The 25,336-nt window shown below is 54.1% G+C and carries 24 protein-coding genes; 16 read left to right on the plus strand and 8 right to left on the minus strand.

What is annotated here, in order from left to right; all coding sequences use genetic code 11:
- Positions 1-25 precede the first annotated feature (25 nt).
- Positions 26-370, plus strand: coding sequence for an iron-sulfur cluster insertion protein ErpA (gene erpA, locus WLO31_RS03555; protein WP_271121901.1), 345 nt, complete (start codon positions 26-28; stop codon positions 368-370).
- A 127-nt stretch (positions 371-497) separates the two neighbouring features.
- Here the strand turns inward: erpA and WLO31_RS03560 are convergent, their stop codons facing one another.
- The 3 genes from WLO31_RS03560 to mtnN are packed head-to-tail and all read right to left on the minus strand — an operon-like array spanning position 498 to position 2,629.
- The gene (locus tag WLO31_RS03560; protein ID WP_435929136.1) at positions 498-1,115 is read right to left on the minus strand and encodes a TRIC cation channel family protein; all 618 of its coding nucleotides are present in this window, start codon (positions 1,113-1,115) and stop codon (positions 498-500) included.
- A 25-nt stretch (positions 1,116-1,140) separates the two neighbouring features.
- Positions 1,141-1,938, minus strand: coding sequence for a vitamin B12 ABC transporter substrate-binding protein BtuF (gene btuF, locus WLO31_RS03565; protein ID WP_435929137.1), 798 nt, complete (start codon positions 1,936-1,938; stop codon positions 1,141-1,143).
- Complete coding sequence (gene mtnN / locus WLO31_RS03570; RefSeq protein ID WP_435929138.1) at positions 1,931-2,629, minus strand: 5'-methylthioadenosine/S-adenosylhomocysteine nucleosidase; 699 nt, start codon at positions 2,627-2,629, stop codon at positions 1,931-1,933. Before mtnN ends, btuF begins: the two co-directional genes overlap by 8 nt.
- 94 nt (positions 2,630-2,723) lie before the next feature.
- On the opposite strand from mtnN, the gene dgt reads away from it, so the two are divergent.
- Together dgt and degP are read left to right on the plus strand one after the other, a co-directional pair.
- Positions 2,724-4,238 (plus strand): dGTPase, encoded by a 1,515-nt coding sequence (gene dgt / locus WLO31_RS03575; RefSeq protein WP_435929139.1) that lies wholly within the window; start codon positions 2,724-2,726, stop codon positions 4,236-4,238.
- Between the two features lie 139 nt (positions 4,239-4,377).
- Entirely contained in the window at positions 4,378-5,817 is a 1,440-nt protein-coding gene (gene degP / locus WLO31_RS03580) for a serine endoprotease DegP (RefSeq protein WP_435929140.1), read from the plus strand.
- Here degP and WLO31_RS03585 read toward each other — a convergent pair.
- Positions 5,795-6,052, minus strand: coding sequence for a hypothetical protein (locus WLO31_RS03585; RefSeq protein WP_435929141.1), 258 nt, complete (start codon positions 6,050-6,052; stop codon positions 5,795-5,797). The genes degP and WLO31_RS03585 overlap by 23 nt on opposite strands.
- A gap of 98 nt (positions 6,053-6,150) precedes the next feature.
- On the opposite strand from WLO31_RS03585, the gene WLO31_RS03590 reads away from it, so the two are divergent.
- Positions 6,151-7,308, plus strand: a complete 1,158-nt coding sequence (locus WLO31_RS03590) for a CdaR family transcriptional regulator (RefSeq protein ID WP_435929142.1) — start codon at positions 6,151-6,153, stop codon at positions 7,306-7,308.
- A gap of 191 nt (positions 7,309-7,499) precedes the next feature.
- Here WLO31_RS03590 and WLO31_RS03595 read toward each other — a convergent pair whose 3' ends face one another.
- The 4 genes from WLO31_RS03595 to map all read right to left on the minus strand — a co-directional run bounded on the left by WLO31_RS03595 (position 7,500) and on the right by map (position 12,531).
- Positions 7,500-7,889, minus strand: a complete 390-nt coding sequence (locus WLO31_RS03595; protein WP_435929143.1) for a DUF3461 family protein — start codon at positions 7,887-7,889, stop codon at positions 7,500-7,502.
- 109 nt (positions 7,890-7,998) lie between these two features.
- Positions 7,999-8,823, minus strand: coding sequence for a 2,3,4,5-tetrahydropyridine-2,6-dicarboxylate N-succinyltransferase (gene dapD / locus WLO31_RS03600; RefSeq protein ID WP_435929144.1), 825 nt, complete (start codon positions 8,821-8,823; stop codon positions 7,999-8,001).
- Between the two features lie 39 nt (positions 8,824-8,862).
- Positions 8,863-11,535 (minus strand): bifunctional uridylyltransferase/uridylyl-removing protein GlnD, encoded by a 2,673-nt coding sequence (gene glnD / locus WLO31_RS03605; RefSeq protein ID WP_435929145.1) that lies wholly within the window; start codon positions 11,533-11,535, stop codon positions 8,863-8,865.
- 201 nt (positions 11,536-11,736) lie between these two features.
- Positions 11,737-12,531, minus strand: coding sequence for a type I methionyl aminopeptidase (map, locus tag WLO31_RS03610; protein WP_435929146.1), 795 nt, complete (start codon positions 12,529-12,531; stop codon positions 11,737-11,739).
- Between the two features lie 309 nt (positions 12,532-12,840).
- Here map and rpsB point away from each other — a divergent pair, with 309 nt between their 5' ends.
- The 12 genes from rpsB to fabZ all read left to right on the plus strand — a co-directional run bounded on the left by rpsB (position 12,841) and on the right by fabZ (position 25,336).
- Positions 12,841-13,566 carry a 30S ribosomal protein S2 gene (gene rpsB / locus WLO31_RS03615; RefSeq protein ID WP_167610893.1) on the plus strand — a complete coding sequence of 242 codons (726 nt, stop codon included), beginning with the start codon at positions 12,841-12,843 and terminating at the stop codon, positions 13,564-13,566.
- Positions 13,567-13,716: 150 nt separating this feature from the next.
- Positions 13,717-14,568: a translation elongation factor Ts gene (gene tsf, locus WLO31_RS03620; RefSeq protein WP_435929147.1), complete on the plus strand. Its 852-nt coding sequence runs from the start codon at positions 13,717-13,719 to the stop codon at positions 14,566-14,568.
- Between the two features lie 145 nt (positions 14,569-14,713).
- Positions 14,714-15,439, plus strand: a complete 726-nt coding sequence (gene pyrH / locus WLO31_RS03625; protein WP_034460858.1) for a UMP kinase — start codon at positions 14,714-14,716, stop codon at positions 15,437-15,439.
- A gap of 137 nt (positions 15,440-15,576) precedes the next feature.
- Positions 15,577-16,134: a ribosome recycling factor gene (frr, locus tag WLO31_RS03630; RefSeq protein WP_435929148.1), complete on the plus strand. Its 558-nt coding sequence runs from the start codon at positions 15,577-15,579 to the stop codon at positions 16,132-16,134.
- A 152-nt stretch (positions 16,135-16,286) separates the two neighbouring features.
- Positions 16,287-17,486, plus strand: a complete 1,200-nt coding sequence (ispC, locus tag WLO31_RS03635; RefSeq protein WP_435929149.1) for a 1-deoxy-D-xylulose-5-phosphate reductoisomerase — start codon at positions 16,287-16,289, stop codon at positions 17,484-17,486.
- Positions 17,487-17,672: 186 nt separating this feature from the next.
- Positions 17,673-18,425 carry a (2E,6E)-farnesyl-diphosphate-specific ditrans,polycis-undecaprenyl-diphosphate synthase gene (gene ispU / locus WLO31_RS03640; protein WP_435930500.1) on the plus strand — a complete coding sequence of 251 codons (753 nt, stop codon included), beginning with the start codon at positions 17,673-17,675 and terminating at the stop codon, positions 18,423-18,425.
- A gap of 18 nt (positions 18,426-18,443) precedes the next feature.
- Complete coding sequence (gene cdsA / locus WLO31_RS03645; protein WP_435929150.1) at positions 18,444-19,301, plus strand: phosphatidate cytidylyltransferase; 858 nt, start codon at positions 18,444-18,446, stop codon at positions 19,299-19,301.
- A gap of 11 nt (positions 19,302-19,312) precedes the next feature.
- Positions 19,313-20,665 carry a sigma E protease regulator RseP gene (gene rseP / locus WLO31_RS03650; protein WP_435929151.1) on the plus strand — a complete coding sequence of 451 codons (1,353 nt, stop codon included), beginning with the start codon at positions 19,313-19,315 and terminating at the stop codon, positions 20,663-20,665.
- Positions 20,666-20,698: 33 nt separating this feature from the next.
- Positions 20,699-23,116, plus strand: a complete 2,418-nt coding sequence (bamA, locus tag WLO31_RS03655) for an outer membrane protein assembly factor BamA (protein WP_435929152.1) — start codon at positions 20,699-20,701, stop codon at positions 23,114-23,116.
- 120 nt (positions 23,117-23,236) lie between these two features.
- Entirely contained in the window at positions 23,237-23,737 is a 501-nt protein-coding gene (gene skp / locus WLO31_RS03660; RefSeq protein WP_435929153.1) for a molecular chaperone Skp, read from the plus strand.
- A 3-nt stretch (positions 23,738-23,740) separates the two neighbouring features.
- Positions 23,741-24,766, plus strand: a complete 1,026-nt coding sequence (gene lpxD / locus WLO31_RS03665) for a UDP-3-O-(3-hydroxymyristoyl)glucosamine N-acyltransferase (RefSeq protein ID WP_435929154.1) — start codon at positions 23,741-23,743, stop codon at positions 24,764-24,766.
- Between the two features lie 114 nt (positions 24,767-24,880).
- Positions 24,881-25,336 carry a 3-hydroxyacyl-ACP dehydratase FabZ gene (fabZ, locus tag WLO31_RS03670; RefSeq protein ID WP_435929155.1) on the plus strand — a complete coding sequence of 152 codons (456 nt, stop codon included), beginning with the start codon at positions 24,881-24,883 and terminating at the stop codon, positions 25,334-25,336.

The following is a 25,336-nucleotide window of genomic DNA, read 5'->3' on the forward strand; positions in this document are numbered from 1 at the left end:
TTTCTTATTTCGTTGGGAGCAAAAAATGAGTGATGACGTAGCGCTGCCGCTGCAGTTTACAGAAGCCGCAGCCAAAAAAGTAAAAAGCCTGATCGCAGATGAGGAGAACCCGAATCTCAAGCTGCGCGTCTATATCACCGGTGGTGGTTGCAGCGGCTTCCAGTATGGTTTCACCTTTGATGACCAGATCAACGACGGCGACATGACCATCGAGAAGCAGGGCGTCGCGCTGGTGGTTGACCCGATGAGCCTGCAGTATCTGGTAGGCGGCGCGGTGGATTATACGGAAGGTCTGGAAGGTTCGCGCTTCGTGGTAACTAACCCGAATGCGAAAAGCACCTGCGGATGTGGTTCTTCCTTCAGCGTGTGATTGAAAAGCGGTGGATGGCACTATCGCTTATCCACCCTACAAATTCTGATTATCGTAGGGCGGGTAAGCACAGCGCTAACCGCCGATAAAAAAAGCCGGGTTTATTCACCCGGCTTTTTTATGTCCGCTATTTATCCTCAAGGGCAAAGGTGGGCAGTTTCAGGTGCCAGCGGATCGCCGCCAGACGTATCGTGAGCGTGACCGCCATGCCGATCATACTTGCCTGATTTAAGGGGACTTTGAAAGTGTAGAACGCCGTAGCATGCACAATGCCGCCGATAATACAGGCGGTGGCATAAATCTCCGTCCGCAGGATCATGGGGATTTCACGCGCCAGCACGTCGCGAATAATCCCGCCGCCAACGCCGGTCAGCACGCCCATGCAGATGGCGATCAGCGGGCTGGCGCCTGCCAGAAAGGCTTTATTGACGCCAATCCCTACAAAAACGGCAAGCCCGACGGCATCCAGTACCGGCAGGATCCATTTCGGCAGGCGGCGCGGCTGGCGCACCAGCAGGATCGTCAGCAGGCAGGTAACCATCGCCACCACCAGGTCTGTCGGATCTTTTACCCAGAATACCGGGCCATTCGCCAGCGCCATATCACGTATCGTTCCCCCGCCTACGGCTGTCACAACGCCCAGCACCAGCACGCCAAACGGATCCATACGCAGTTTTCCGGCAAGCAGTACGCCGGAGATAGCAAAGACCGCTGTGCCAATAATATCCAGCCAGTAGACCAGCATGTATTACCCTCAGATCAAGACGCTATTATTTTGCCAGCTCGGTGCAGAGCTGTTTTGCGGCGAGGATAATACGCGGGCCCGAACGGCTAAACCAGTCATCATTTATCGCAATAACCGGAATGGCTAGCTGGGTCTGCCAGAATTGCTGCACCGGCGGGATGTCGCCTGCATCGCCCGTGATGATAATAGCCTCTGGTTTACGGGTAAGCACCTGCTCACGGCTGACCTGCGGCCAGGGAACGCGGCTATCGGCAAAAATATTTTCTCCGCCGCACAGCGTCAGGATTTCGTTCTGCAGCGAATCCTTCCCGGAGGTGAAAAGAGGATGCTGACCAAACTGCAGAAACACCTTTTTCTTCGCCGTTTGCGCGTACCGGGACTTCAACGACCTGAAGTCGGCGGCCAGTTTATCGGCGGCTTCGTTCGCGGTTTCAGGCGTTGGGCTGTATTTTCCGAGCTGGCGCAGGGCTGCAACCACCTCTTCAATAGTTGTGGGATCTAACCAGACGATTTTTATCCCGAGCGCCGCTAGCTGGTTAACCTGACGCTCCGCATTCCCGGCGCGCCATGCCAGAACCACGTCCGGCTTTAACGCTACTATGCGCTCAAGGTTCATGCCCTGCCAGTTTGCCACCTGCTCAAGTTTTTTGGCCTCCTGCGGATAGTCTGACCAGGCGCTTACCGCCACCGGCGTAATACCGGCCGCGAAGGCAAGCTCGGTATTGCCGGGCGACAGGGAGATAACCCGCGGCGCGGCGCACAGCAGCAACGGTAAGCCAAACAGAAAGGCGCTTATCCCGCGCCAGAGCGTTCTGTTAACCACGAGCCAGTTTCTGCACCAGATTTTCAACCATCAGCGTGGACTGTTTAGCCGCTACCGCCAGGAACTCGTCGAAGCTCAGGTGGGACTGCTGATCGGCCACGTCAGAAATGGCGCGCACTACCACGAACGGCGTTCCGAAGTTGTGGCAAACGTGCGCCACGGCGGTGGCTTCCATTTCTACCGCAACGGCCTGCGGGAAATTGTGGCGGATTTTCGCCAGCGCTACGGAACCATTGATAAAAGCGTCGCCGCTGACGACCAGGCCGCGCACCGCGTTCAGGTTCAGCTCGCTGATGCAGGCTTCGGCTGCGGCAATCAGTTTTTCATCGGCAGCAAAACCCGCCGGACAGCCGGGAAGCTGCCCAACCTCATAACCAAACGCGGTGACGTCTGCATCGTGATAGCGAACTTCGTCGGAGACCACGATATCACCTACTTTCAGCGTTGCGGCCAGACCGCCTGCGGAACCGGTATTGATCACTACGTCAGGCTTGAAGTGCTCCAGCAATAAGGTTGCGCCCAGCGCCGCCGCGACTTTACCGATGCCGGATTTTAATAGCGCCACTTCCACGCCGTTCAGGGTGCCGGTATAAATTTCACAGCCCGCAATTTTCAGCGTTTGACGGCTTTCGATTTTGTCACGCAGCAGCGTAACTTCTTCTTCCATTGCACCAATAATGCCTGCTTTCATAGAGATACTCGCAATCGTGTTAGTTAGGATGCATAGTCTATCATGGCAAGCATCAAGGAATTAATCCGCTCTTGATTTGGGCGAAGGAGAGGGCATGAGCGAACTAGATTTCCGCAAGAAAATTAACTGGCACCGCCGTTTCCGATCGCCTGAAGGAGTCAAAAATGAGCATGAAATTCTGCGCATCTTTGAGAGCGATCGCGGCAGGATCATCAATTCCCCGGCCATTCGCCGCCTGCAGCAGAAAACGCAGGTCTTTCCGCTTGAGCGTAACGCTTCCGTACGCACCCGTCTGACGCACTCCATGGAGGTCCAGCAGGTCGGGCGCTACATTGCCAAAGAAGTGCTCAGCCGCCTTAAAGAGCAGCAGTCTCTCGAAAAATATGGCCTCAACGAGCTGACCGGCCCCTTTGAAAGCATTGTCGAAATGGCCTGTCTGATGCACGACATTGGTAACCCGCCTTTCGGCCATTTTGGTGAGTCGGCTATTAATGACTGGTTTCGCCAGCGGCTCTTTCCAGCAGATGCCGGAAGCCAGCCGCGTAGCGACGATCGTTGTAAGGTTAACGCGTTGCGGCTGCGGGAAGGGGAGGAGAGCCTGAACGAGCTGCGCCGTAACGTGCGCCAGGATCTTTGTCAGTTTGAGGGTAACGCGCAGGGCATTCGTCTGGTTCACAGCCTGCTGCGTATGAATCTGACCTGGGCGCAGGTGGGCTGCATCCTGAAATATACTCGTCCCGCGTGGTTTGTCGGCAAGCCGCCGGAAAGCCACGCCTATCTGATGAAGAAACCCGGCTTTTATCTTTCAGAAGAGGGCTATATCAGGCAGCTGCGCGCCGAGCTGCAGCTGGGTGAATTCAGCCGTTTTCCTCTGACGTGGATTATGGAGGCGGCGGACGATATCTCTTACTGCGTGGCGGATCTGGAAGATGCCGTGGAGAAAAATATTTTCAGCGTCGAGCAGCTCTACCAGCATCTCTGCGTCGCCTGGGGCGAGCGCAAGCAGGGCGATCTGTTTGAAAAAGTGGTTAACGAGGCGTGGCGCAAATCCAGCACCAACCAGATGCGCCGCAGCACTGAAGATCAGTTCTTTATGTATCTGCGGGTCAATACGTTAAATCAGCTTGTCCCTTATGCGGCGCAGCGTTTTATCGACAACCTTCCGCAGATTTATACGGGCGAGTTTAACCATGCCCTGCTGGAGGACGACAGCCCGTACGCGCGGCTGCTTGAACTCTATAAGCAAGTAGCGGTACGGCAGGTCTTCAGCCATCCTGAAGTGGAGCAGCTGGAACTGCAGGGCTATCGGGTCATCAGCGGCTTACTTGAAATTTACAGCCCGCTCCTCAATATGTCCGGTGAGGATTTTGCTGAACTGGTGGAAAAAGAGAGCTTACGTCGTCTGCCCATTGAGACGCGGCTATATCATAAATTATCAACCAGGCACCGCCTTGCTTATATCGAAGCGGTGAACAACTTATCGCCAGCAAGCGCGGAGTTTGCAGTCCGTGAGTATTATTACCGTTGTCGACTGATTCAGGACTACATCAGCGGCATGACGGATTTATACGCCTGGGATGAGTACCGGCGGCTGATGGCGGTGGAATAGCGTCTCGTTGAGTTTTGTAAAGACGAACAATAATTTTTTACTTTTTCCAGTGAGTTATGGGCGGAACTAAGCGCTGTAACGCCACTCTATATAGACCTGCACAGCAATTATGCGTGACTTATAACTTGAGATTGAAGACATGAAAAAAACCACTTTAGCAATGAGTGCGCTGGCTCTGAGCCTGGGTCTGGCGCTGGGACCAGTGTCCGCCATCGCCGCTGAGACGGCTTCTTCTGCATCTTCCACGCAACCGCTTCCGAGCCTTGCGCCCATGCTTGAAAAAGTGATGCCGTCGGTGGTGAGTATTAACGTTGAAGGCAGCACTACGGTAAATACGCCGCGTATGGGGCGGAACTTCCAGCAATTCTTCGGCGATAATTCACCGTTCTGCCAGGAAGGCTCTCCGTTCCAGAGCTCTCCATTCTGTCAGAGCGGCCCGGACGGCGGGGCTGGCGGCGGCTCGCAGCAGCAAAAATTTGCCGCGCTTGGCTCAGGCGTCATCATTGACGCCGCCAAAGGCTATGTCGTGACCAATAACCATGTTGTCGATAACGCGACTAAAATTCAGGTTTCCCTGAGCGACGGCCGCAAATTTGAAGCGAAAGTCGTGGGTAAAGACCCGCGTTCCGATATCGCGCTGGTGCAGTTACAGGATCCGAAAAACCTGACGGCGATTAAAATGGCCGATTCCGACGCCCTGCGCGTGGGGGATTACACCGTGGCGATTGGTAACCCGTATGGTCTGGGCGAAACCGTGACCTCCGGGATTGTCTCGGCGCTGGGCCGTAGCGGCCTGAATATCGAAAACTATGAAAACTTCATCCAGACGGATGCGGCGATTAACCGCGGCAACTCCGGCGGGGCGTTGGTTAACCTGAACGGCGAACTGATCGGGATTAATACCGCAATTCTTGCCCCGGACGGCGGCAATATCGGTATCGGCTTTGCCATCCCGAGCAATATGGTGAAAAACCTGACCGCGCAGATGGTGCAGTACGGCCAGGTTAAGCGCGGCGAGCTGGGCATTATGGGCACCGAGCTGAACTCCGAGCTGGCAAAAGCCATGAAGGTTGATGCTCAGCGCGGCGCGTTCGTAAGCCAGGTCATGCCTAACTCTTCCGCCGCGAAAGCGGGCGTGAAGGCCGGTGACGTGGTGGTTTCCATGAACGGTAAAGCTATCAGCAGCTTTGCAGCGTTGCGCGCAGAAGTTGGCTCCATGCCGGTTGGCAGCAAAATCACCCTCGGCCTGCTGCGCGACGGCAAGCCGGTTTCCGTGAATCTGGAGCTGCAGCAGAGCAGCCAGACGCAGGTGGACTCCTCCACCATCTTTACCGGCATCGAAGGCGCTGAAATGAGCAACCGCAGCGGTAAAGATGAGAAAGGCGTGGTGGTTAATTCCGTGAAGGGTAACACCCCGGCTGCGCGTATCGGCCTGAAAAAAGGCGATATTATTATCGGCGTGAACCAGCAGCCGGTGAATAATATTGCTGAGCTGCGCAAAATCCTCGACACCAAACCGTCGGTGATGGCGCTCAACATTCAGCGTGGCGATACCACTATTTATCTGCTGATGCAGTAATAATCCTCTGCGGATTAAGTTCTTCCACGTAGCCAGGGCCGCTTTTGCGGCCCTCGGTTTGCTGACAAAGAAGGAAAAAGCGTGGTTTTTCCTCCTTTGTGACGAGCAGCCGAAAAGCAATAAATTGATTTTCCTTGTTTTTTGAATGACGACGCCCTTTAACGTTTGTAACGCCGCGAGGGTTGCCATCAGAATCAGGGCCGCTTTTGCGGCCCTTTTTTGTGAACCTTTCCACAACTCCACATTATTGCCCGATGCTTTGGGCGTTTGCACAATGCCGAGGCGCTTTGTCTCGCCTATGCTGGGCCATCAGCACGACTGAGAGAGGAAGCAATGGCTGGCTGGCACCTTAATACTAAAATGGCGCAGGATATTGTGGCGCGCACCATGACCATTATCGACACCAATATCAACGTGATGGATGCCCGTGGACGCATTATCGGCAGCGGTGATAAAGAGCGTATCGGTGAGCTGCATGAAGGAGCCTTGCTGGTGCTCTCGCAGGGGCGCGTGGTGGATATTGATGACGCCGTGGCCCGGCATCTGCACGGCGTGCGCCAGGGGATCAACCTGCCGCTGCGTATCGATGGCGAAATCGTCGGCGTAATTGGCCTGACGGGCGAGCCGAATTCGTTGCGTAAATATGGCGAGCTGGTCTGTATGACCGCAGAGATGATGCTTGAGCAGTCCCGCCTGATGCACCTGCTGGCCCAGGACAGCCGCCTGCGTGAAGAGCTGGTCATGAACCTGATTCAGGCTGAAGAGCACTCTCCGGCGCTGGCAGAATGGGCGCAGAGGCTGGGCATCGATCTCAATCAGCCCCGCGTTGTGGCGGTCGTGGAGGTGGACAGCGGCCAGCTTGGCGTGGACAGCGCCATGGAAGAGCTTCAGCAGCTGCAAAACGCGCTTACCACTCCCGAACGCAATAACCTGATCGCCATCGTCTCTCTGACGGAAATGGTGGTGTTAAAGCCCGCGCTGAATCAGTTTGGGCGCTGGGATGCTGAAGATCATCGCAAGCGCGTAGAACAGCTTATCAGCCGCATGAAAGAGAACGGCCAGCTACGTTTTCGCGTCGCGCTCGGTAACTATTTCACCGGCTCCGGCAGCATTGCCCGCTCCTGGCGCACCGCTCGCACCACGATGATGGTCGGTAAGCAGCGCATGCCGGAAAGCCGCAGCTATTTCTATCAGGATCTGATGTTGCCCGTGCTGCTCGACAGCCTGCGTGGCGGCTGGCAGGCGAATGAGCTGGCTCGTCCGCTGGCGCGTTTAAAAGCGATGGACAACAACGGCCTGCTGCGCAGGACCTTAAGCGCGTGGTTTCGGCATAACGTGCAGCCGCTGGCTACGTCTAAAGCGTTATTTATTCACCGCAATACGCTTGAGTACCGGCTTAACCGTATCTCTGAGCTTACCGGGCTGAATCTGGGGAATTTCGACGATCGGCTGCTGTTATATATCGCTTTGCAGCTCGATGAGCAACAGTAGGAAAGGGCAGGGAACCGGGCCCTTCAGACAGAGGGCAAAGCTTATGATTTGCAAGGTTCTGAACCTGGCTTCCTGAAAAACTGGAAAATCAGGTTGTTGATTTTCGGCAAATCGATCACAAAGAAGGAAAAACCACGCTTTTTCCTTCTTTGTCAGCGCTATCAAGGGCCGGGAAGCCGGCCCTTACAGGACTATCTATTGCGGGTTAGCTTTTCCAGATCGGCTTCAATTTCTCCGATCTTATTGGTCACTACCGATTCCAGATGACGCAGGTCGTCGAGGATCTTACGTTTCAGATCCACTTCGGTGCGATCTCGCTGGCAGAGTTGATCTAATTCATCAATCACGTAGCGCAGGTTGGGGCTTATCTCCTGCACTTCTTTGTAGCCCTGTCCTACGCCATCGGCAATAATAGTTTTGCGCTGGCGCGGGTATTTAAACTTCACGCTTTTGGCAAAGAACTCGCCCTTATCCTTCTGGAAATAGATTTTCAGGATATCGTTGTTGGCTTCCTGCCGGAGGCTGTAACGATCGATTTCATCAGGATTGGTAATACCCAGACTTTTCAGGTTATCGTACATAGCGTTACCTTTTCGATATCATTAACCTATAGATAATCAACGGAAAATTCCTTTCCCGCCACTCCTGAATGTCAAAAAGGCGGAGTAACCCGCCTTTTAAACATTTATTTTAGTCGATGGTACGAAGCAGTTCGTTAATGCCTACTTTTCCACGCGTTTTCGCGTCCACTTTTTTCACGATAACCGCACAGTAAAGGCTGTATTTGCCATCTTTGGAAGGAAGGTTACCGGAAACGACTACGGAGCCCGCCGGCACGCGGCCATAGTGCACTTCGCCGGTTTCACGATCGTAAATGCGGGTGCTCTGGCCGATGTATACGCCCATGGAGATCACCGAACCCTCTTCAACGATAACGCCTTCCACCACTTCTGAACGCGCGCCGATAAAGCAGTTGTCTTCAATAATGGTTGGGTTAGCCTGCAGCGGCTCCAGAACGCCGCCGATACCGACGCCGCCGGACAGGTGCACGTTTTTACCAATCTGCGCGCAGGAACCGACGGTTGCCCACGTATCGACCATGGATCCTTCATCAACGTATGCGCCGATGTTCACATAAGATGGCATCAGCACGGTGTTGCGAGCGATAAATGCGCCCTGGCGCACTGCCGCCGGCGGCACAACGCGGAAGCCTTCTTTCTGGAAGCGCGCCTCGTCGTAGTCGGCGAATTTCATCGGTACTTTATCGAAATAGCGGCTTTCTGCGCCTTCCATGACCTGGTTGTCATTAATACGGAAGGAGAGCAGGACGGCTTTTTTCAGCCACTGGTGGGTAACCCACTGACCATCAATCTTTTCGGCAACGCGCAGCGCACCGCTGTCGAGCAGGGAGATAACCTGGTTTACCGCAGCGCGTGTCACGGTATCTACGTTGGCCGGGGTGATATCGGCGCGGCGCTCGAAAGCGGACTCAATTACGTTCTGTAGCTGCTGCATTATTAACGTTTTCCTGATTGTGACGAAATTAACAGATTGCTATTTATCGTTTGGATTAAGGGCCGCTGTCAACCGTTGCTGCACTTCCTGCTGCAACGACGCGTCCAGCCCGCGGCGTTCCGCCGTGGCAATGATAAACAAATCTTCCACGCGCTCGCCGATGGTGGTAATGCGGGCGCCGTACAGGGAGATGCCCAGATCGGCAAACACTTCTCCGACGCGCGCCAGCAAGCCGGGCTGATCGAGCGCAATCAGCTCCAGGAAAGTGCGTCTGTCGGTGTGCGTTGGCAGAAAATTTACCTCGGTATCGACGGTAAAGTGGCGCAGCTTGGCCGACTGGCGGCGTGGCTGCGGCGGCTGCCAGCTGCTTTGGGTGATAGCCTGCTCCAGACTGTGACGAATTAATTCGTGGCGATCGCCGGCAAGCGGGCTGCCGTCCGGCTCCAGCACGATAAAGGTATCCATCGCCATACCGTCGCGGGTGGTAAAGATCTGCGCATCGTGGACGCTCAGGTTGCGCCTGTCCAGCTCGGCGCAAACGGCGGCAAACAGATATGGGCGATCCGGACTCCAGATAAATATCTCCGTCCCGCCGCGCGTTGCCTGCGGGCTTAGCAGGATCATCGGCTGCTCAAGGTCGTGCGCCAGCAGATGACGCGCATGCCAGGCCAGCTGGTTCGGCGTGTGGCGGACAAAGTAGTTGGCCCGGCAGCGTCGCCAGATGTTATGCAGCGCCTCTTCGTTAATGTTATCCATTCTCAGCAGCGCGAGCGCCTGAAGCTGATGGTGACGCACGCGAGCACGCATGTCCGGGCTGTTTTGCATGCCCCGACGCAGCTGTTTTTCGGTTGCGAAGTAGAGCTCGCGCAGCAGGCTTTGTTTCCAGCTATTCCACAGGGTTTCGTTGGTGGCGCAGATATCCGCCACCGTCAGACAGACCAGATAGCGCAGGCGATTCTCAGTTTGCACCTCCTCGGCGAACTGCTTGATGACTTCCGGATCCTGAATATCACGGCGCTGGGCGGTAACGGACATCAGGAGATGCTGGCGAACCAGCCAGGCGATAAGCTGGGTTTCCCGCGAGTTCAGGCCGTGCAGCTCGGCAAACTTCAATATGTCCTGCGCGCCCAGCACCGAGTGATCGCCACCTCGCCCTTTGGCGATGTCGTGAAACAGGGCGGCGATCAGAATCAGTTCCGGATGGGAGAGGCGCGGCCAGAGATCGACGCACAGCGGGTGCTGCTGGCGCGTTTCTTCTTTCGAGAAGCTTTCCAGCTTTTGCAACACGCGGATGGTGTGCTCATCAACGGTATAGGCGTGAAACAGATCGAACTGCATCTGGCCGACGATATGCGACCACTGCGGCATATACGCCCCCAGCACGCTGTGCCGGTGCATAGGTACAAGCGCGCGGCTTACGGCTCCCGGGTGGCGCAGTATCGCAAGAAACAGCCCGCGCGCCTCGGGGATATAGCATAAAGGCTGGTTTAAGTGACGGCGGGCGTGGCGCAGGTGACGCAAGGTTGTGGAGTAAATGCCGGTGATGTCGCGGTTGCGCACCATCATATAAAACATACGCAGGATGGTCTGCGGTTCGCGCATAAACAGCGTTTCGTCGCGCAGATCGATAAGCGTGCCGCGTAGCTGAAAGTCATCGTCCAGCGGACGAGGCTTTTCGCTGGCGTCAAGTGCGAGGATCGCTTCATCGAAAAGCTGCAGCAGCATCTGATTAAGCTCGCCAACGCGGCGTGTGACGCGATAGAAATCTTTCATCATCCGCTCGACCGGCTCGTTGCCTTCGCCGCTGTAGTTAAGACGCCGGGCGACGCTGAGCTGCCTGTCGAACAGCAGACGGTTATCGTAGCGGTTTACCTCTAAATGCAGGGCGAAACGAATACGCCACAGCAGGTGCTGGCACTCATCCAGCTCTTTGCGCTCCACCTCGGTCAAAAATCCGAAGCCGACCATTTCACTCATGGACGTCGCCCCGAAGTGGCGGCGGGCGACCCATTGCAGCGTGTGGATGTCGCGCAGGCCGCCGGGGCTGCTTTTAATGTCCGGCTCCAGGTTATAGCTGGTGCCGTGATAGCGCCGGTGGCGTTCTTCCTGCTCGTCGAGCTTGGCGGCAAAGAATTTTGCCGACGGCCAGAAGCCGTCGCTGAATACGTGTTTTTGCAGCTCGAGGAACAGGGCGACATCGCCTATCAGCAGGCGTGTTTCAATCAGGTTAGTGGCGACGGTTAAATCTGAAAGACCTTCCAGCAGGCACTCTTCGAGCGTGCGCACGCTGTGGCCGACTTCGAGTTTTATGTCCCAAAGCAGCGTGAGCAGCTCGCCGATTTTTTGTGCCTGCAGATCGGTCAGCCGTTTACGGCTAAGAATTAATAAATCGATATCCGAAAGCGGATGCAGCTCACCCCGTCCGTAACCGCCGACGGCAACCAGCGCGGCTTCCGGCACGTCGCCAAAGCCGTAGAACAGCCACAGGCGCTGCAGGAGCTGGTCGATAAATTCGGTGCGGGCATCAATCAGCCGCTCGGCGGAAACGCCGTTATCAAAGGCTTCGCCAAGCCAGCGCTGGAACGTATCGAGATACGTTTTGATTTGGCCGCAGGTGAGATCGGATTCGGGCCAGCTCGCGGGATAATCAGGTTGCCCGGCAATCTCAGGAAGCGCGGCGTTGGCATACTGCTCGGATAAACTCAGGGTCATGTTCCGACATCCATAAAAAAAGCCGGCACTGGCCGGCTCAGACCATTAACAAAGCTCGCTGCATTTAAAAGTCCCGTACCCAGAGCCGATAAAACAAAGAAGCGTGTCTTCTGGTTTGCCCACCGCACCGAAAACCACGCTTTTCGGTGCGGTGTCACTACACTAAGCCGGCACCGGCTGGCTTAATTTACGCCAGGAAAATCATTCGTTATGCGAAATGACGTTCGGGATAGTGTCATCCTTGCGCAACGTAAGAATTTCACAGCCGTTCTCTGTCACCACAATAGTATGCTCATATTGCGCAGACAAGCTGCGATCTTTAGTTTTCACCGTCCAGCCGTCCTTCATGGTACGAATGCGGTAGTCGCCAGCGTTGACCATAGGTTCAATGGTGAAGGTCATGCCCGGCTGCAGCACCACGCCGCCGTCGTCAGCGTCGTAATGCAGCACCTGCGGCTCTTCGTGGAAGACGCGCCCAATGCCGTGGCCGCAGTATTCGCGAACAACGGAGAAGCCTTCCGCTTCAACGAATTTCTGAATTGCCGCGCCAAGGGTGCGCAGGCGAATGCCCGGCTTGACCATACGCAGCGCCAGGTACAGACTTTCCTGAGTGATGCGGCACAGGCGCTCGCCCAGAATCGTCGGTTTGCCGACGATGAACATTTTAGATGTGTCGCCGTGATACTCATCTTTGATAACGGTAACGTCGATATTGACGATATCGCCATCTTTCAGGACTTTTTCGTCGTCCGGAATGCCGTGACAAACCACCTCGTTAATAGAGATGCACACGGATTTCGGGAAGCCGTGATAGTCCAGGCACGCAGAGACCGCCTGCTGTTTATTTACAATGTAATCATCACAGATACGGTCAAGCTCGCCGGTAGTCACGCCGGGCTTGACGTGCGCTTCGATCATTTCCAGCACTTCAGCGGCAAGGGCGCCCGCGACGCGCATTTTTTCGATTTCTTCAGGAGTTTTAATTGAGATAGCCATTAGATTGGTCCGCAGGTGTCGACTTTTCGACAATAATTGAGCAGGTGTACGTTAATGGTATCAGGGCGTACTAACACTGCCAAATTGAGAATGGACAGTCGCCGCGTCAGCTAACAACTATTGGAGTCTGCGTCTCTTTTGTGGTATAAAGCGCGCCGGACTGTTCTGCCGATTTTCGGTGTACGGCCAACACTCTCACTTTGTGTAAATAACACACACGTATCGGCACATATTCCGGGGTGCCCTCAGGGGTCGGTAATATGGGATACGTGGAGGCTTAACCCCAATCACTTTATAGAGGTTTTAACCATGGCAACTGTTTCCATGCGCGACATGCTCAAGGCTGGTGTTCACTTTGGTCACCAGACCCGTTACTGGAACCCGAAAATGAAGCCTTTCATCTTCGGCGCACGTAACAAAGTTCACATCATCAACCTTGAGAAAACTGTTCCAATGTTCAACGAAGCCCTGGCTGAGCTGAGCAAGATCTCTTCTCGTAAAGGTAAAATCCTTTTCGTTGGTACTAAGCGCGCTGCAAGCGAACCAGTAAAAGAAGCTGCTCTGAGCTGCGATCAGTTCTTCGTGAACCATCGCTGGTTGGGCGGTATGCTGACTAACTGGAAAACCGTTCGTCAGTCCATCAAACGTCTGAAAGATCTGGAAACTCAGTCTCAGGACGGTACCTTCGACAAACTGACCAAGAAAGAAGCGCTGATGCGCACCCGTGAACTGGACAAGCTGGAAAACAGCCTGGGCGGTATCAAAGACATGGGCGGCCTGCCGGATGCTCTGTTCGTTATCGATGCCGATCACGAACACATTGCTATCAAAGAAGCTAACAACCTGGGCATTCCAGTGTTCTCTATCGTTGATACCAACTCCGATCCAGATGGCGTTGATTTCGTAATCCCAGGTAACGACGACGCAATCCGCGCTGTTACCCTGTACCTGGGTGCTGTTGCAGCTACCGTGCGTGAAGGCCGTTCTCAGGATCTGGCTGCTCAGGCAGAAGAAAGCTTCGTAGAAGCTGAATAATAAGGTTCGCTCTCTCGAGCCCTTATTAACCAGGTATTGCATAGTTTGGTTAGGGGGCCTGTCTCAGGCCCCCTTTTTATTTTGAGCCAGGGTTCGCCAACACGTGAACCAGGGCTTATCTCTCTTCACGAGATAACCGAGGATTAAAGAATGGCTGAAATTACCGCTGCTCTGGTAAAAGAACTGCGTGAGCGTACTGGCGCAGGCATGATGGATTGCAAAAAAGCGCTGACTGAAGCTAACGGCGACATCGAGCTGGCAATCGAAAACATGCGTAAATCTGGCGCTATCAAAGCTGCTAAGAAAGCAGGTAACGTAGCCGCTGACGGCGTGATCAAAACCAAAATCGAAGGCAACTACAGTGTGATTCTGGAAGTAAACTGCCAGACCGACTTCGTTGCTAAAGATGGTGGTTTCCAGGCGTTCGCTGACAAAGTGCTGGATGCCGCTGTTGCCGGCAAAATCACTGACGTTGAAGTGCTGAAAGCTCAGTTCGAAGAAGAGCGTGTAGCGCTGGTTGCTAAGATCGGCGAAAACATCAACATTCGCCGCGTTGCTTCTCTTGAAGGCGAAGTGCTGGGCAGCTACCTGCACGGCGCGCGTATCGGCGTTCTGATTGCCGCTAAAGGCGCAAGCGAAGATCTGGTTAAGCAAATTGCAATGCACGTTGCAGCGAGCAAGCCTGAATTCGTTAAGCCTGAAGACGTGTCTGCTGAAGTGGTAGAGAAAGAGTACCAGGTTCAGCTGGACATCGCCATGCAGTCCGGCAAGCCAAAAGAAATCGCAGAGAAAATGGTTGAAGGCCGCATGAAGAAATTCACCGGCGAAGTTTCTCTGACCGGCCAGCCTTTCGTTATTGACCCAAGCAAAACCGTTGGTCAGTTCCTGAAAGAGCACAATGCCGACGTAACTAACTTTATCCGCTTTGAAGTGGGTGAAGGCATCCAGAAAGTTGAGACTGACTTCGCAGCAGAAGTTGCTGCCATGTCCAAGCAGTCTTAATTTTAAAAAAAGGAGCCGCCAGCAGGCGGTTCCTTTTTATCCAGCCTTAAATATCAGTCTGATCTGATACAGTTCTTGCTGATATGCGACACAATGTCGCCAGTATTATCCATCCCCAAACGTTTACTGTTCTCAGGAAAGAAACATGGCTACCAACGCAAAACCCGTCTATAAACGCATTCTACTTAAGCTGAGCGGCGAAGCCCTGCAGGGCACCGAAGGTTTTGGTATTGATGCGAGCATACTGGACCGTATGGCTCAGGAAATTAAAGAGCTGGTTGAACTGGGTATTCAGGTCGGGGTGGTAATCGGCGGTGGCAACTTATTCCGCGGAGCGGGCCTGGCGAAAGCCGGCATGAACCGCGTTGTGGGCGACCACATGGGCATGCTGGCGACCGTGATGAACGGCCTGGCGATGCGCGACGCGCTCCATCGCGCCTATGTGAACGCCCGCCTGATGTCCGCTATCCCATTAAACGGCGTGTGCGACAATTACAGCTGGGCCGAAGCAATCAGCCTGCTGCGTAATAATCGCGTAGTGATTCTGGCCGCCGGTACCGGCAACCCGTTCTTTACTACGGATTCTGCCGCCTGCCTGCGCGGCATCGAAATCGAAGCGGATGTGGTGCTGAAGGCCACCAAGGTAGACGGCGTATTCACTGCCGATCCGGTTAAAGATCCTACAGCAACCCTTTATGAGCAGCTGACCTATACGGAAGTGCTGGATAAGGAGCTGAAAGTGATGGACCTGGCCGCCTTTACCCTGGCCCGCGATCATAAATTGCCGATTCGTGTGTTCAATATGAATAAGCCGGGCGCGCTGCGTCGCGTGGTTATGGGTGAAAAAGAAGGCACTCTGATTACGGAGTAATTTCGCTCGAAGCTTAATCAAGGTAAGATTTGGCTGTAACAACGCCTAAGAATAAACAGGACTATACTTAGCTCGCAGCATGCGTGCTGCGATGGTAAGCGTGGTCTGCCTTAAACCAGTATTCAAGGATTCGTAACGTGATTAGCGATATCAGAAAAGATGCTGAAGTACGCATGGAAAAATGCGTTGAAGCATTCAAAACCCAAATCAGCAAAGTGCGTACTGGCCGCGCTTCCCCAAGCCTGCTGGACGGCATCGTAGTGGAATATTACGGTACGCCAACCCCGCTGCGCCAGTTAGCCAGCGTGACGGTTGAAGATTCCCGTACGCTGAAAATCAACGTTTTCGACCGCTCCATGAGCCCGGCCGTTGAGAAAGCCATCATGACCTCCGATCTGGGTCTGAACCCAAGCTCCGCCGGCAGCGATATCCGTGTTCCACTGCCTGCGCTTACGGAAGAACGCCGTAAAGATCTGATCAAAGTTGTGCGTGGCGAAGCTGAAGGCGCTCGCGTTGCGGTACGTAACGTGCGTCGCGACGCGAACGACAAAGTGAAAACCCTGCTCAAAGATAAAGAGATCGGTGAAGATGAAGATCGTCGCTCGCAGGACGATGTGCAGAAAATGACCGATGCCGCTATCAAGAAAATCGATGCCGCTCTGGCTGATAAAGAAACTGAGCTGATGCAGTTCTGATTGTCACCGTGACAGATTAAACGCCGTACACAGGCCGTGATTCGCTTCACGGGTTTTGTTTACGGCGTTTTGCTTTTAGCTCAAAGGCATAGACAAGCCTTATTTGCCGCCGCACACTTGTTCCCTATTACTACAACCATTCAGAGTCCTTCATGAAGCAGCTGACCATCCTCGGTTCCACCGGTTCTATCGGCACCAGTACCCTTAGCGTTGTCCGCCATAATCCCGAGCAGTTTTCCGTGACGGCCCTGGTCGCCGGGAAGAATGTCGCACGCATGGCTGAACAGTGTCTGGAATTCCGACCGACATGGGCCGTGATGGACGATGAGGCGTCTGCTAAAGCGCTGCGCGAAATTCTGCGCGAGCAGGGCAGTGCGACTCAGGTGCTGGCGGGGCAAAAGGCCGCCTGTGAAATGGCCGCGCTGGATGAAGTCGATCAGGTGATGGCGGCGATTGTGGGTGCCGCTGGTTTGCTGCCGACCCTTGCGGCTATCGCTGCGGGTAAGCAAGTTCTGCTGGCGAATAAAGAATCGCTGGTAACCTGCGGACGTCTGTTTATGGATGCCGTACAGCGCAGCGGGGCGCAATTATTGCCGATCGACAGCGAACATAACGCGATTTTTCAGAGTTTACCGGAAACAATTCAACAAAACCTGGGATACGCTGGTCTGGAAGATAATGGCGTTTCGTCCATTATCCTCACCGGGTCTGGTGGCCCGTTTCGTGAAACGCCGATTGGCGAGCTGGCGGCAATGTCGCCGGACCAGGCATGCAGCCATCCGAACTGGTCGATGGGGCGTAAGATCTCCGTCGACTCCGCCACCATGATGAACAAAGGTCTCGAGTATATTGAAGCCCGTTGGCTGTTTAATGCCCACGCCGAACAAATGGAAGTGCTGATCCACCCGCAGTCGGTTATCCACTCAATGGTGCGTTACCGTGACGGTAGCGTGCTGGCGCAGCTGGGCGCACCAGATATGCGCACGCCCATTGCCCATGCGATGGCGTTTCCGGAACGCGTAGTCTCGGGCGTTGAGCCGCTGGATTTCTGCAAAATCGGCACCTTTACCTTTATGGAGCCAGATTATCACCGCTATCCTTGCCTTAAGCTTGCGATTGAAGCCTTTGAGCAGGGGCAGGCGGCGACAACCGTACTTAACGCGGCGAATGAGATTGTGGTGGACGCCTTCCTGCACCATCGCCTGCGCTTTACGGATATCGCTGTACTTAACCGCGCGGTGCTGGAACAAGTTGACCTGACGGAGCCACAAAGCGTCGACGAGGTACAGGCGGTGGATGCAACCGCACGTGAAGTCGCCAGAAATCTGGTGACGCGTGTCGCTAACCGATGATAATTCAATCGGCTGGCGTCCCGCCATTTGTTAGCGTTGTGCTTCAGTGATATAGTCTGCGCCACCTTTCCATCGGATATGGCTGATAGAAAGGTGGAAAGCCGTGTCATAGCACGGCTTTTTTGTGTGAAGACCGAAGCCATTCTCGAGTACCGCTTAATCCTTATCAGGGAATTATTACGCGTTATGTTGTCAGCAAACCAACAATTAAGCGAAACCGCATCCGCACATGGCGCACGCCATGTTGCCATTATTATGGATGGCAACGGTCGTTGGGCTAAACGACAAGGGAAAATGAGGGTCTTTGGTCATAAAGCGGGAGCGAAATCCGTCCGCAGGGCCGTCAGTTTTGCGGCCAATAACGGTATCGAGGCGCTCACGCTATATGCCTTCAGCAGTGAAAACTGGAATCGCCCGGCGCAGGAAGTAAGCGCGTTGATGGAGCTGTTTGTATGGGCTTTAGACAGCGAGGTCAAAAGCTTACATCGTCATAATGTTCGCCTGCGCATCATTGGCGACACCGGCCGGTTTAACCCGCGCCTGCAGGAACGTATTAACAAAGCCGAGGCGCTGACCAGCCAAAATACCGGCTTAACGCTTAATATCGCCGCGAATTATGGCGGTCGTTGGGATATTATTCAGGGAGTTCGGCATCTCGCCGGGCAGGTGCAGGAAGGTTTGTTGCGCCCGGACCAGATTGATGAAGAGCTGCTTAGCCAGCAGATCTGCATGAATGAACTGGCCCCCGTGGATTTAGTAATTAGGACAGGAGGGGAGCATCGCATCAGTAATTTTCTGATTTGGCAGATAGCCTATGCAGAGCTTTACTTTACGGATGTTCTTTGGCCTGATTTCGATGAACAAGACTTTGAAGGTGCGCTAAATGCTTTTGCGAATCGAGAGCGTCGTTTTGGCGGCACAGCACCTGGTGGCGAATAAGCCTGTTGGGGGTCACTTTTGCTGAAGTATCGCCTGATTTCCGCGTTTATTTTGATACCTGTTGTCATTGCTGCGCTGTTCCTGCTGCCGCCGGTCGGTTTTGCTATCACTACCCTTGTCGTGTGTATGTTGAGCGCGTGGGAGTGGGGGCAGCTGGCCGGATTTAAAGCGCGATCCCAGCGTATATGGTTGGCGGTGCTTTGTGGATTGCTGCTGGCGGCAATGCTTTTCGCATTACCGGAATACCGCCGCACGGTGCATATCCCGCTGATCGAATATTCGCTTTGGGCGTCGCTCTTCTGGTGGATTGCTGCGCTGCTGCTGGTGCTGTTCTACCCGGCCTCCGCGGCTTTCTGGCGAAACTCCAGGCCGCTGCGGCTGGTGTTTGGCCTGCTGACTATCGTGCCGTTCTTCTGGGGCATGGTGGCGCTGCGCAGCTGGCATTACGATAGCAATCACTACGCGGGTGCAATGTGGCTGCTGTACGTCATGATCCTCGTGTGGGGCGCTGATTCCGGCGCCTACCTGTTCGGCAAAATGTTTGGCAAGCATAAGCTTGCGCCTAAGGTTTCTCCGGGTAAAACCTGGCAGGGCTTTATCGGCGGCCTGTTTACCTCGGCAATCATCTCGCTGATGTTCGGCATGTGGGCGAATCTGGAAGTAGCCCCGACGATTCTGCTGGTGTGTTCCGTTGTCGCGGCGCTGGCCTCGGTGCTGGGCGATTTGACCGAAAGTATGTTTAAGCGTGAAGCAGGGATTAAAGATAGCGGTCACATGATCCCCGGACATGGTGGTATTCTGGATCGCATCGACAGTCTGACGGCGGCGGTGCCGGTGTTTGCCTGTCTGCTCTTGCTCGTTTTCAGGACGATTTAACGGAAGGTTTTATGCTGAGCATACTCTGGAATCTGGCAGCATTTATCGTTGCACTGGGTATTTTGATCACCGTGCACGAGTTTGGCCATTTCTGGGTTGCCCGCCGTTGTGGTGTGCGCGTTGAGCGTTTCTCCATTGGTTTTGGTAAAGCGCTTTGGCGCCGTTTAGACAGCCACGGCACCGAGTTTGTTATCGCCCTCATCCCGCTGGGCGGCTATGTCAAAATGCTTGATGAGCGCGTTGAGCCGGTTAGCCCGGAGCTCCGCCATTATGCCTTCAACAACAAAACCGTCTCCCAGCGCGCGGCTATTATCGCCGCCGGGCCGATTGCCAACTTTATCTTTGCAGTGTTCGCTTACTGGCTGGTGTTTATCATCGGTGTCCCCGCCGTTCGTCCGGTCGTTGGTGAAATAACGCCCAACTCGATAGCGGCGGCGGCACAAATTGCCCCAGGCACGGAACTTAAAGCGATAGATGGTATCGAAACGCCTGATTGGGATGCAGTTCGTCTTGCTCTGGTAGCGAAGATCGGCGATGAAAATGCGCGAGTCAGCCTTGCGCCTTTTGGCACCAGTCAGACCAGCGAGAAAACTCTTGATTTACGAAACTGGCAGTTTGAACCAGACAGAGAAGATCCTGTCGTCTCGTTAGGGATCAGGCCGCGCGGTCCGCAAATTGAGACGGTGCTCGAAGAAGTACAACCTGAATCAGCAGCCAACAAGGCAGGTTTGCAAGCCGGGGACAGGATCGTTAAAGTCAACGGTGCGGTTATCGCCCAGTGGACGGAATTTGTCAGCCTGGTGCGTGATAATCCGGGCCAGTCTCTGGCTGTTGAAGTAGAAAGACGGGGACAGCCCTTGTCTTTAACGCTGATACCGGATACAAAACCGGGTAAAGCAAAGGCTGAAGGGTTTGCGGGTGTGGTTCCAAAGGTTATCCCGCTGCCGGATGAGTACAAGACAGTGCGCCAGTATGGGCCGTTTGTCGCGGTAGCAGAAGCCACGGGTAAAACCTGGCAACTGATGAAGCTGACGGTCAACATGCTGGGGAAATTAATAACCGGTGACGTAAAACTGAACAACCTCAGTGGGCCAATCTCCATAGCTCAAGGGGCAGGTATGTCGGCGGAATTCGGGTTGATTTACTATCTGATGTTCCTGGCGCTTATCAGCGTCAATTTAGGGATTATCAACCTGTTTCCGCTCCCCGTTCTGGACGGCGGGCATCTGCTCTTTTTGGCGATTGAAAAACTGAAGGGCGGACCGGTTTCCGAGCGAGTTCAAGACTTTAGTTACCGCATCGGCTCTATCTTGCTGGTGATGTTAATGGGGCTTGCACTTTTCAATGATTTCTCTCGGTTTTAGAGAGAATTAGGTTAGGAAGAACGCATAACAACGATGGCGATGAAAAAGTTGCTCATAGCGTCGCTGCTGTTTAGCAGCGCCACCGTATACGGTGCAGACGGGTTCGTAGTGAAAGACATTCATTTCGAAGGCCTGCAGCGAGTCGCCGTCGGTGCGGCCCTCCTCAGCATGCCGGTTCGCCCAGGCGATACCGTCTCTGACGAGGATATCAGTAATACTATCCGCTCACTGTTTGCTACCGGGAACTTCGAAGATGTCCGGGTGCTGCGTGATGGCGATACGCTGGTCGTTCAGGTAAAAGAACGTCCAACAATCGCGAGTATTACTTTCTCCGGTAACAAGTCCGTGAAGGACGACATGCTTAAGCAGAACCTTGAGGCTTCTGGCGTGCGTGTCGGTGAATCACTGGACCGCACCACCCTCTCAGATATCGAGAAAGGGCTGGAAGATTTCTATTACAGCGTTGGTAAATACAGCGCCAGCGTTAAAGCCGTTGTTACGCCGCTGCCGCGTAACCGTGTCGATCTGAAACTGGTCTTCCAGGAAGGCGTTTCCGCCAAAATTCAGCAAATCAACATCGTCGGCAACCACGCGTTCTCTACCGAAGAGTTAATCTCGCACTTCCAGCTGCGCGATGAAGTGCCATGGTGGAACGTCGTGGGCGATCGTAAATACCAGAAACAGAAACTGGCGGGCGACCTCGAAACCCTGCGTAGCTACTATCTGGATCGCGGCTATGCGCGTTTTAACATCGACTCTACTCAGGTTAGCCTGACGCCGGACAAGAAAAGTATTTACGTGACGGTTAACATCACCGAAGGCGATCAGTACAAGATTGCCGGCGTGTCGGTGAACGGCAACCTGGCGGGCCACTCAGCGGAAATCGAGAGCCTGACCAAAATGAAGCCGGGCGAGCTGTATAACGGCACCAAAGTCACCAAAATGGAAGACGACATCAAGAAGCTGCTGGGTCGTTACGGCTATGCCTATCCACGCGTGCAGACCCAGCCTGAAATCAACGATGCGGATAAGACCGTAAAACTGCATGTCAGCGTTGATTCCGGCAACCGTTTCTACGTTCGTAAGATCCGTTTTGAAGGTAACGACACCAGTAAAGACTCCGTTCTGCGTCGCGAAATGCGTCAGATGGAAGGGGCCTGGCTTGGCAGCGACATGGTCGACGCCGGTAAAGAGCGTCTGAATCGTCTCGGCTACTTTGAAACCGTCGATGTCGATACCCAGCGTGTCTCAGGCAGTCCCGATCAGGTCGATGTCGTCTATAAAGTTAAAGAGCGTAACACCGGCAGCTTCAACTTTGGCGTGGGTTACGGTACTGAAAGCGGCGTGAGCTTCCAGGTAGGCGTTCAGCAGGATAACTGGTTAGGTACCGGTTACTCTGTGGGTATCAACGGTACTAAAAACGACTACCAGACCTATGCTGAACTCTCCGTTACCGACCCGTACTTCACCGTTGATGGCGTGAGCCTCGGCGGCCGTTTGTTCTATAACGACTTTAAAGCGGATGATGCGGATCTGTCCGACTATACCAACACCAGCTACGGTGTGGACGGTACGCTCGGCTTCCCGGTTAACGAATATAACTCCCTGCGTCTGGGCTTAGGGTACGTTCATAACGACCTGTCCAACATGCAGCCGCAGGTAGCCATGTGGCGCTATCTGGACTCCGTGGGCCAGAACACATCCCGATCGACTGATGACAACGGTTTTGCTGCTGATGACTTCACTCTGAACTATGGTTGGACATACAACAAACTGGATCGCGGATTCTTCCCGACGGAAGGTTCGCGCGTCAACCTGAACGGTAAAGTCACCGTGCCGGGCTCGGATAACGAGTTCTATAAAGTAACGCTGGATACAGCGAGCTACTTCCCAATCAACGAAGACCATACCTGGGTCGTGTTGGGTCGTACCCGTTGGGGCTACGGCGATGGATTAGGCGGCAAAGAGCTGCCGTTCTATGAAAACTTCTATGCCGGTGGTTCCAGCACGGTGCGTGGCTTCCAGTCGAATAACATCGGTCCGAAAGCCGTTTACTACGGCGGTAACGATACGGATAACTGTAATAAAACCTCATCAAATGAAGTGTGTGGTTCTGACGATGCGGTGGGCGGCAACGCCATGGGCGTGGCAAGCTTAGAGCTGATCACTCCTACGCCGTTCCTGAGCGAGAAATATGCCAACTCGGTGCGTACGTCCCTGTTTGTGGATGCCGGTACCGTCTGGGATACCAACTGGGAAAATACCGCACAGATGAAAGAGGCTGGAGTACCGGATTACAGCGACCCGGCCAACATTCGTATGTCAGCAGGTTTAGCATTGCAATGGATGTCGCCATTGGGGCCGCTGGTATTCTCCTATGCGCAGCCGTTCAAGAAATATGATGGCGACAAAGCAGAACAGTTCCAGTTTAACATCGGTAAAACCTGGTAATTGTTTTGCGCGAAGGAACGCAATAAGCAGTGACGCGCTGATACCAATCCGGCAAACGCCGGGCTGGTACACGCAAAAGACAGTGTCCTCGGGCACATATGGGATGGTAAGGAGTTTATTGTGAAAAAGTGGTTATTTGCCGCAGGTCTTGGCATCGCTATGGCTGCATCAGCCAGCGTTCAGGCAGCTGAAAGTATCGCCGTTGTAAACATGGGCAACCTGTTCCAGCAAGTTGCACAGAACACCGGTGTCTCCAAAACCCTGGAAAACGAGTTCAAAGGCCGCGCCTCTGAACTTCAGGGTATGGAAAACGCTCTGCAATCCAAAATGCAGCGTCTGCAGCGCGATGGCTCCACCATGAAAGCCAGCGAGCGCAGCAAGCTGGAAAAAGACGTGATGGCAAGCCGCCAGACCTTCTCTACTAAAGCGCAGGCTTTTGAACAGGATCGTCAACGTCGTTCCGGTGAAGAACGCGGCAAGCTGGTTACTCGTATCCAGAGCGCGGTGAAGAAAGTTGCTGATGACAAAGGTTACGATGTGGTGCTGGACACGAACACCGTCGCCTACGCTGGCAGCAGCGTAAAAGACATCACTGCAGATGTACTGAAACAGGTTAAATAAGTAATGTCTTCAATTCGACTGGCTGAATTAGCCCAGCAGTTGGATGCGCAATTGCATGGTGATGGCGATATCGTCATCACCGGCGTGGCATCCATGCATTCGGCGCAGGCAGGTCATATCACGTTCATCGTTAACCCGCGTTATCATGAACAGCTGGCGACTTGCCAGGCTTCTGCCGTCGTAATGACCCAGGCCGACCTTCCTTTCGCCAAAAGCGCGGCGCTGGTAGTGAAGAATCCCTACCTGACCTATGCCCGCATGGCGCAAATTCTTGATTCCACGCCGCAGCCGGCACAGAACATTGCGCCGAGCGCGGTGGTCGATGCGACTGCGACGTTAGGCAACAATGTGGCGATTGGCGCCAATGCGGTGATTGAATCCGGCGTTGTGCTGGGTGATAACGTCGTCATTGGTCCCGGCTGCTTTATTGGCAAAAATACCAAAATTGGCGCGGGCTCTCGTCTGTGGGCGAACGTTTCCGTCTACCACGAAATTGAGATTGGCGAACAGTGCCTGATCCAGTCGGGCACCGTCATCGGCGCGGATGGCTTTGGTTACGCGAACGATCGTGGCAACTGGGTGAAGATCCCCCAGCTTGGCCGGGTGATCGTGGGCGATCGGGTTGAAATTGGCGCCTGCACCACCATCGACCGCGGCGCGCTGGACGATACCATCATTGGTAATGGTGTTATCATTGATAACCAGTGCCAGATTGCACATAACGTTGTGATTGGCGACAATACCGCCGTCGCAGGTGGCGTTATCATGGCCGGCAGCCTCAAAATCGGGCGCTACTGCATGATTGGCGGCGCCAGCGTGATTAACGGTCACATGGAGATCTGCGATAAAGTCACCGTCACCGGCATGGGCATGGTAATGCGCCCCATCACTGAACCCGGCGTCTATTCGTCAGGTATTCCGTTACAACCGAATAAAGCATGGCGTAAAACCGCCGCGCTGGTGATGAATATCGATGAAATGAGCAAACGCTTAAAAGCCATTGAGCGTAAGGTCAATCAACAAAATTAAGCATCACCCGCCCTTAAGGCGTCGTGTTTCTGATTTGCGGCCTGCAAGCTGTCTCCTGATAGCCGCGGGCCGTGTTATTATTGTCATTTAGTATATTTGGACAGGAAGCGTATTTTGACTACCGAAACTCATACTCTGCACATTGAAGAGATTTTAGAGCTTCTGCCGCACCGTTACCCGTTTTTGCTGGTTGACCGTGTTCTGGATTTTGAAGAAGGTCGTTTTCTACGCGCAGTAAAAAATGTCTCTGTAAATGAGCCGTTTTTCCAGGGCCACTTCCCTGGCAAACCCATCTTCCCGGGCGTTTTGATCCTTGAAGCAATGGCGCAGGCCACCGGTATTCTGGCGTTTAAAAGCGTAGGGAAACTGGAGCCGGGCGAACTTTATTACTTTGCCGGTATCGACGAAGCGCGTTTCAAGCGCCCGGTTGTGCCAGGTGACCAGATGGTCATGGAAGTAACTTTCGAAAAAACCCGCCGTGGTCTGACGCGCTTTAAAGGCGTAGCGACCGTTGACGGTAAAATTGTCTGCGAAGCGACTATGATGTGTGCCCGCAGCCGGGAGAGCTGA

Source organism: Dryocola sharpae (genome assembly GCF_051307055.1).
In the GTDB taxonomy this organism is placed as follows: domain Bacteria; phylum Pseudomonadota; class Gammaproteobacteria; order Enterobacterales; family Enterobacteriaceae; genus Dryocola.